At 43.4% G+C, this 6136-nt stretch carries 7 protein-coding genes; 1 reads left to right on the top strand and 6 read right to left on the bottom strand.

Features of this window, described 5'->3' with window-relative positions; genetic code table 11:
* The first annotated feature begins 233 nt into the window (after nt 1-233).
* Complete coding sequence (locus CAG69_RS09970) at nt 234-608, top strand: hypothetical protein (RefSeq protein ID WP_005396572.1); 375 nt, start codon at nt 234-236, stop codon at nt 606-608.
* A 77-nt stretch (nt 609-685) separates the two neighbouring features.
* Here CAG69_RS09970 and CAG69_RS09965 read toward each other — a convergent pair whose 3' ends face one another.
* The 6 genes from CAG69_RS09965 to CAG69_RS09945 all read right to left on the bottom strand — a co-directional run bounded on the left by CAG69_RS09965 (nt 686) and on the right by CAG69_RS09945 (nt 5923).
* On the bottom strand, nt 686-1348 hold the full coding sequence (locus CAG69_RS09965; protein ID WP_161444011.1) for a Bax inhibitor-1/YccA family protein: 663 nt from the start codon (nt 1346-1348) through the stop codon (nt 686-688).
* 250 nt (nt 1349-1598) lie between these two features.
* Entirely contained in the window at nt 1599-2348 is a 750-nt protein-coding gene (locus CAG69_RS09960; RefSeq protein ID WP_161444009.1) for an amino acid ABC transporter ATP-binding protein, read from the bottom strand.
* A 23-nt stretch (nt 2349-2371) separates the two neighbouring features.
* Entirely contained in the window at nt 2372-3469 is a 1098-nt protein-coding gene (locus tag CAG69_RS09955) for an amino acid ABC transporter permease (protein WP_161444007.1), read from the bottom strand.
* A 1-nt stretch (nt 3470) separates the two neighbouring features.
* A complete protein-coding gene (locus tag CAG69_RS09950) occupies nt 3471-4676 on the bottom strand; it encodes an amino acid ABC transporter permease (RefSeq protein ID WP_161444005.1) in 1206 nt (401 codons plus the stop codon).
* 19 nt (nt 4677-4695) lie between these two features.
* The gene (locus CAG69_RS22655; protein WP_262601749.1) at nt 4696-4821 is read right to left on the bottom strand and encodes a hypothetical protein; all 126 of its coding nucleotides are present in this window, start codon (nt 4819-4821) and stop codon (nt 4696-4698) included.
* A 73-nt stretch (nt 4822-4894) separates the two neighbouring features.
* Nucleotides 4895-5923, bottom strand: coding sequence for an amino acid ABC transporter substrate-binding protein (locus CAG69_RS09945; RefSeq protein WP_136976584.1), 1029 nt, complete (start codon nt 5921-5923; stop codon nt 4895-4897).
* Between the last annotated feature and the right edge of the window lie 213 nt (nt 5924-6136).

The following is a 6136-nucleotide window of genomic DNA, read 5'->3' as shown; positions in this document are numbered from 1 at the left end:
AAACTATTCAGTTTGTTAGAAATTTTTCGGGGTGATTACCAATAACATTGCATGGATATCTAGGCTTATTCATTTTTGTTTTGGTTTTTTCTTGGCTACTTGTCTGAATATGGGATTTTATCGGTGAATGAATAGCTTACGACGTTGTGTTTGCTCTTATAGACCGATATTCTCTTGGTTGATAAGCAACCTACATTCAGGTTGTAAACAATAACGATGACAAGGAGTTAGTCATGTCGAAACAACGTTACATCGAAATAAATGACAACGTAAAATCCATTTGGTCTATCGAGCGTATTTGGGAGCTCGCGGAGTCCCTACCTGTAGAAGAAATTGCTATTGATGATATCAAAGGCCCTAATGAAGTGACCTGGTTTAGTGATGATGGACCACAGCCAACCTGTCGTGAGATCGCGAAGCATTGCCAACGCATCAACAATGCCGATTTGTCGTATCCCGTAATTTTAACCAATGATTACCGCGTTTTTGATGGTATGCATCGAATCGCCAAGCAAATCATGTTGGGTGAAGATACGATTAAAGTGAGACGTTTTAGAGAAAACCCTGAGGCTGATGAAGTTATCGAGTTAGCAGTCGAACAGGCGTAATGTACTTAATCACTGACAAAGAAAAAGCCCGAAGGAAAATACCTTCGGGCTTTTTGATTCTACTTAACGAGAAACGATTAATCGTCGTTCATGATGCCTAAAATGCTTAGTAGGCTGATGAAGATGTTGTAGATTGATACATACAAAGTTACTGTCGCAGAAATGTAGTTTGTTTCACCGCCACGAATAATGCTTTGTGTTGTCATCAGGATCGCCATAGTAGAGAAAATGATAAACAAGCTGCTCAACGCCAAGTGTAAAATGGTTGATTGAATAAAGAAGCTTGCAATCATACCCACAACAAGCACAACAAACAGCGATAGCATCAAGCCGCCCATCATAGATAGGTCACGTTTTATTGTTAGTGCATAAGCTGATGCCGCCATGAAAGATAGCGCCGTACCACCTAGAGCGGTTAATACGATATCGCCCATCCCTGCACCGATGTACATGTTTAAGATTGGACCAATAGTGTAGCCTAAGAAACCAGTGAATAAGAACGTAAACACAAGGCCAAGGCTGTTGTTACGGTTTTTCTCTGTTAAGAATAACAGGCCGTAGAAACCAACCAACATTAGGATGATTCCTGGATGTGGCAGGTTAAATGCCATTGCTACGCCAGCAACGACTGCCGACCATAAAAGCGTCATTGAAAGTAGTGCGTAAGTGTTACGCAATACTTTGTTTGTTTGTAGAGCACTTTCTTGTGTTGAAGTGCGGGTAAACATTGGACTGTTCATAATCTTCCTCGATAAGAGACTTTCTTTTAAGTACATTTATGGGATTGAAAGTTCAAAAAATCAAGCCCTAACCATGCATAACTTAGATAAAATAATAATAGAAATAAGATGTTATGTATTTGACAACTTGTAACACAATATTACTGCAGAGCAAAGTCATAGTGATTGTCACACAGAATTTTGAATTTACTAACAAAAAGCACTGACTTCATTGAAATCAGTGCTTTTATTATGCCAATTGCAAAATATCTTAGTGATGTAAGATTTGCGCTAGGAAGTTTTGAGTTCGATCTGATTGAGGTTTTTCAAAGAAATCAACAGGGTTGTTCTCTTCGATGATCTCTCCTGCGTCCATAAATATCACGCGATCGGCAACCTCTTTCGCAAACCCCATTTCATGTGTCACACAGAGCATGGTCATGCCTTCCTCTGCTAGTTCGACCATTACATCCAACACTTCGCGAACCATCTCCGGATCAAGCGCTGATGTTGGTTCATCAAAAAGCATAACTTTAGGGTTCATACACAATGAACGGGCAATCGCCACGCGTTGTTGCTGACCACCAGACAACTGGCCAGGATATTTCTCTGCTTGGTCGGGAATTTTAACGCGTTCCAGATATTTCATCGCGACCGCTTCTGCCTCATCTTTAGGCATCTTCTTCACCCAAATAGGCGCGAGCGTACAGTTTTCCAGTACGGTTAAATGAGGGAAGAGATTAAAGTGCTGAAAGCACATGCCCACTTCACGGCGCACAGCTTCAATATTTTTCAAATCTTCAGTTAATTCCGTACCGGAAACATAAATACTGCCAGCTTGGTGCTCTTCGAGGCGGTTAATACAGCGAATCATCGTTGATTTTCCTGACCCTGATGGGCCACAGATAACGATTTTCTCGCCGCGCTTAACGTCGAGGTTAATATTTTTTAGTACGTGAAACTCACCATACCATTTATTCATGTCCTTCAATTGGATCATATAGTCTTGTTGTTGCGTCATAATACGTCCTTGAGCTTGATGAGTTATCGTTTGTGACCGGTATGAAGTTTGTTTTCAAGCCATATCGAATAACGCGACATGCCAAAACAAAATACCCAAAACACTAACGCGACAAATACATAACTTTCAGTAGCAAAGCCTAGCCAGTCAGGGTCGGTGTTTGCTGCTTGTCCTATACCTAGTACGTCAAACATACCAATGATAAGAACCAAACTGGTGTCTTTAAACAATCCGATAAACGTGTTCACGATAGAAGGGATCGTAATCTTCAGCGCTTGCGGCAAGATAATAAGCCCTGTTTTTTTCCAATAACCTAACCCAAGTGCGTCGGCAGCCTCATATTGGCCTTTTGGAATCGCTTGTAAGCCCCCCCGTACTACTTCGGCCATGTAAGCCGAGGCAAACATCACCACACCAATAAGAGCGCGAATAAGTTTGTCTGTCTCGGACCCTTCGGACATAAACAAAGGCAGCATAACGGAAGCCATGAACAGAACGGTAATCAGTGGCACACCACGCCAAACTTCAATATAGACAGTACAAATACTGCGAATGATTGGCATTTCCGAACGTCTACCGAGCGCGAGTACCACACCAATAGGTAATGAAACTACAATACCCACTAGCGCAATGATGAGCGTAACGAGCAATCCGCCCCATTTGTGTGTATCGACCACTTCTAGCCCAAATATCCCACCGTATAACAGCCCAGCGATAATGAATGGGTAGATGTTTACGAAGAAAAGCCAAATCCAAATCCGTTTCGGTGTCTTTTCATACGCTAGCAACACAGTAAATATAGCCAATGTGATGTAGAAAAGGCGAGGGCGCCACAGTTCAGACTCAGGATAGAAACCGTACATGAACTGCTCCCAGCGCACGCTGATAAATACCCAGCAAGCACCTTCTCGGCTGCAGTCGTCACGCGTCGAACCAATCCAGTCCGCGTTGATAAACGCCCAATCAACGATATGCCAAATTGCACTAAAGACAAGATAAGCAAGAATTACGGTAACAATGGAATTGACAGGTCCATTAAATAGGTTTTTCCGCATCCAACCAACAAAGCCGACGGTATTGGCTGGTGGCGGGAGATCCGGTTGAAATTGATGAGTACTCATATTATCTCTCCACCAGCGCGACTTTACGGTTATACAAGTTCATTAATGCAGACGTAATCAAACTTAAGGTTAAGTACACGCCCATCGTCATCGCAATGATCTCAATCGCTTGCCCAGTTTGGTTCAGGGTAGTACCAGCAAAGACAGAGACAAGATCTGGATAACCAATCGCCATCGCTAACGATGAGTTTTTGGTGAGGTTGAGATATTGACTGGTTAAAGGTGGAATAATAATTCGTAACGCTTGCGGAATGACAACAAGCTTTAAAGTTTTCGCGCGTGGTAAGCCCAGCGACATCGCCGCTTCCGTTTGACCATGGCTAACCGCATTAATACCAGAACGTACAATTTCGGCAATGAAGGAGGCGGTATAAACGCTCAATGCCAAAAGTAGTGCGGCAAGTTCAGGAATAATGCTAATACCACCTTGGAAGTTAAACCCTTTCAGTTCAGGATAATTTAGTGAAATTGGCATACCAGCAAGGAAGTAGACAATCAGCGGAAGGCCAACGACTAAGCCTAAAGCTATTCTTCCCATTGGCGTTTGTTGCCCAGTTAGGCGTTGCTTGTTATTCGCCCATACATTAATCAGCAAGCTGGCGATCACCCCGAAGATTAATGCAGCAATAACAAAGCCACTGCCTGGCTCCATTTCTGGTGCTGGAAAATATAAACCACGAACATTCAAGAAGATGGCTTCGCCAAGGCTCAAGCTTTGACGAGGTGAGGGTAATGCTTGAAGAACAGCGAAATACCAGAAAAATATTTGTAGAAGAAGTGGGATATTTCGGAACGTTTCGATATAAACAGCAGCCAAGCGACTCACTAACCAGTTAGAAGAAAGGCGAGCGACCCCCATGGTAAAACCAATCACGGTAGCCAGAATAATACCTAATACGGAGACCAGCGCCGTATTTAGAAGGCCAATAATAAACGTTCTGCCGTAAGAGTACGTTTCATCGTATTCAATTAGCGTCAGCCCGATACCAAACCCGGCTTCTTGATTTAAAAAACCGAAACCCGTAGCGATCCCACGAGCATCTAAGTTGTTCAGTGCGTTGTTAATAATCGTGTAAAAGAAAAATACCAGTGCAGCTATGGCAATGATCTGGAAAATAGCAGAACGAAAGGCGGGATTATAAATCAAGCTCTTGCTTCCGCTCGGTTTGGACATCGTACTTGGCGATGCATCTTGTGTCGGTTTCATACAGCGATAACCTCAAACCTTAGTTATAGATATCGGCCTGTATAACGAAGTTTCGTCCTTGCTGGCTAAAGAATAACGCTCTCATGTCTAGCGGCTTACGAACCTTTAAAGCCGTTCCACCAAGCGAGCGCTTTTCGCCATCCAATGAGCGATCCTTACTCATACAGTGAGATATAATCAAGAAAAAGGGCGGCATGAACCGCCCTGATTAACTCTTTCTATCGGATTGGTGGCGCGTACATAAAGCCGCCTGCATTCCATAACGCATTAACGCCACGAGAGATTTCTAACGGCGAACCAGTACCGACTGTACGTTCGAAGCTTTCACCATAATTACCAACTTGTTTGATAACTTGGTAGCCCCAATCGTCGCGGATACCCAAACCTTTGCCTTTAGGGCCATCAACACCGAGGATACGCTTGATGTTTGGATCTGTTGACTTCAGCATTTCATCTGCATTCTTCGAACTAATACCGTATTCTTCAGCGTTAATCATCGCAAACAATGTCCACTTAGCGATGTTAAACCATTGATCATCGCCTTGACGAACGACTGGACCTAGTGGCTCTTTAGAGATGATTTCTGGAAGAACGGCCGCAGAGGACGGATCTTTCAAATTCAAACGTAGTGCATAAAGGCCAGATTGGTCAGTTGTTAATACGTCACAGCGTCCCGCATCAAAACCTTTCGAAGTTTGCGCCGCTGTGTCGAATACCACTGGTTTGTACGCCATGCCTTGGTTGCGGAAATAATCTGCAAGGTTTAGCTCGGTTGTTGTACCTGATTGAACACATACCGACGCACCATCAAGCTCTTTAGCACTTGATAAACCAAGTTCCTTCTTCACCATAAAGCCTTGACCGTCGTAGTAGTTCACACCTACGAAGTTTAGGCCCAGTGCAGTGTCACGGTGGAGAGTCCAGGTCGTGTTACGGGAAAGCACATCAATCTCACCAGATTGAAGCGCAGTGAAACGTTCTTTTGCGGTTAGGGGTACATATTTAACTTTCGTTTTATCCCCAAGAACGGCTGCAGCCAGTGCTTGGCAATATTCTACGTCGATACCTTCCCATTCGCCTTTTGAGTTAGGGTTAGAGAAACCAGGTAGACCGGTACTTACGCCACAAGTAAGAAAGCCTTGTTTTGTGACTTTGTCCAGAGTAGTGTCTGCTGCTTGAGCTGATGTTGCCATCATCGCAGTAGAAGCCGCTACGACGGAAGCAAGAACTGTGAGTTTATTTGCCATTTGTATCCTTCCTGTATGATCCATGTTTAATCAGGAGTGACCTGAAATAACGTGTCCAATTCGTTAGAGTTATCGTCCTACGTGATTGATTTTCGAAGAAACGGCATTCGATAGATCAACCAGTTATAAGCGTAGGAAAGGATCTGTTAATTCTCAAATATATAATTTAAATGAAGTTTTGAGAGAACTTACAAAGTGCCTTGAGATTTAGAA

It is taken from the genome of Vibrio sp. V43_P6S15P86 (assembly GCF_009904725.1).
GTDB lineage: Bacteria > Pseudomonadota > Gammaproteobacteria > Enterobacterales > Vibrionaceae > Vibrio > Vibrio diabolicus.
Note: the sequence above shows the minus strand (reverse complement) of the source record. Positions and strands in the feature narration are given on the sequence as shown.

What these genes read in the sequence shown, in the direction of transcription:
- CAG69_RS09970 (WP_005396572.1), top strand. Translation starts at nt 234, where the DNA reads ATGTCGAAACAACGTTACATCGAAATAAATGACAACGTAAAATCCATT.
- CAG69_RS09965 (WP_161444011.1), bottom strand. Translation starts at nt 1,348, where the DNA reads ATGAACAGTCCAATGTTTACCCGCACTTCAACACAAGAAAGTGCTCTA.
- CAG69_RS09960 (WP_161444009.1), bottom strand. Translation starts at nt 2,348, where the DNA reads ATGACGCAACAACAAGACTATATGATCCAATTGAAGGACATGAATAAA.
- CAG69_RS09955 (WP_161444007.1), bottom strand. Translation starts at nt 3,469, where the DNA reads ATGAGTACTCATCAATTTCAACCGGATCTCCCGCCACCAGCCAATACC.
- CAG69_RS09950 (WP_161444005.1), bottom strand. Translation starts at nt 4,676, where the DNA reads ATGAAACCGACACAAGATGCATCGCCAAGTACGATGTCCAAACCGAGC.
- CAG69_RS09945 (WP_136976584.1), bottom strand. Translation starts at nt 5,923, where the DNA reads ATGGCAAATAAACTCACAGTTCTTGCTTCCGTCGTAGCGGCTTCTACT.